A 1,516-nucleotide genomic window follows, 5' to 3' on the forward strand; every position below is an offset into this window, starting at 1 on the left:
CTGTCCGTCGTCAAATGAACTGAGACTTTTCGGGCTTTGGAAGAGCGGAGTTTCCGGCTCGGTTTGCGGGTTGATTTAAGCCGCTTTGGCGTGATGGTTCAAGCGGCGCTGTCTGATGGTGTCTCGTTTGATCCTTTCACGTTCGAGCAGGATGGACTGGCCGCGCCCGAAGTAGACGTCGGCCGGGGTGAGATTGTCGAGGCTCTCGTGGTATCGGCGATGATTGTAATGTTCGACGAAGGCCGCGATCTGGGCTTCGAGGTCTTCCTGAAAGAAGTAGTTTTCGAGCAGGATGCGGTTCTTGAGCGTCTGGTGCCAGCGTTCGATCTTGCCTTGCGTTTGCGGATGGCCAGGCGCGCCATGGACCTGATCGATCTTGTATTTTTCCAGCCACTCACCGAGATCGGAGGCAACGTAACACGGCCCGTTATCCGACAGCAGGCGCGGCCGGTGTTCGACCTTGACGCTGTTGCAACCTGAGGCAGCCAGTGCCAAGTCGAGCGTGTCTGTGACATCATCGACTTTCATAGTCGTGCACAGCTTCCAGGCGACGATGTAGCGCGAGAAGTCATCGAGAATGGTGGAGAGATAGAACCATCCCCAGCCGATGACCTTCAGATAGGTGAAATCGGTCTGCCACATCTCGTTTGGGTGCGTGGTCTTGTCCTTGAACTCGTCATTGGCCTTGATGACGATATAGGCTGGCGAGGTGATCAGGTCGTGTGCTTTCAGCAGGCGATAGACCGAAGCCTCTGACACGAAATAGCTTTCCGTGTCGGTGAACCTCACCGCCAACTCGCGCGGCGACAGATCGGCATGATCGAGCGCGAGTGCGATGATGCGATCCCTGATATCATCGGGGATGCGGTTCCACACCCGTGACGGCGCGGAAGCCCGGTCTTCCAGCCCTTCGACGCCGTGGGTCAGGAACCTGTCATACCATCGATAAAAGGTCGGCCTGGGAATGCCGAGCTTGTCGAGGGTCTGCCTGACCGACAGATGCGACTGCTCTACAAGCCGGATGATCTCAAGCTTCTCGGTGGCGGGGTATCTCATTCGTCGTCGCCCCCATCCGCGATCATGCTTTTTTTGAGCATGCGGTTTTCCAGGGTGAGGTCGGCCAGAGCCTCCTTCAAGTCGCGGCTTTCACGACGAAGTGCCTTCACTTCGTCACTGGTCGCCGAACGGGCGGTATCGCCCGCAAGACGTTTCTTGCCCGCCTCGAGGAATTCCTTCGACCAGCTATAATACAAGCTCTCCGCGATCCCCTCACGGCGGCAGATCGCGGCGATGCTATCTTCACCACGCAAGCCGTCCAGCACAATGCGGATTTTGTCCTCGGCTGAGTGGTGCTTGCGCGTGGCGCGGCGGATGTCCTTGATCGTCTTCTCAGCCGCTGACGACTGCGGCCCGGATTTCTGTCTCATCTTCGCTTCCTTTGATAGAGCTACGATGAGCCGAAAATCCTCTCTTCTCAACTAAACCAGTTCTGTCTCAAGGGCGCTGATCCGGGACA

The 1,516-nt window shown here is 57.3% G+C and carries 1 protein-coding gene; it reads right to left on the reverse strand.

The features are described from left to right. Positions 1-75: 75 nt before the first annotated feature. Positions 76-1,427, reverse strand: a protein-coding gene (locus tag L0976_RS28510) for an IS3 family transposase (protein ID WP_145926135.1) whose coding sequence is annotated in 2 segments (ribosomal slippage) — positions 76-1,091 and positions 1,091-1,427 — 1,353 coding nt in all. Because the reading frame shifts where the segments join, the coding sequence is not laid out codon by codon here. Positions 1,428-1,516 lie beyond the last annotated feature (89 nt).

Origin of the sequence: Shinella sp. NM-101 (assembly GCF_021401195.1) — a bacterium.
Lineage (GTDB): Bacteria > Pseudomonadota > Alphaproteobacteria > Rhizobiales > Rhizobiaceae > Shinella.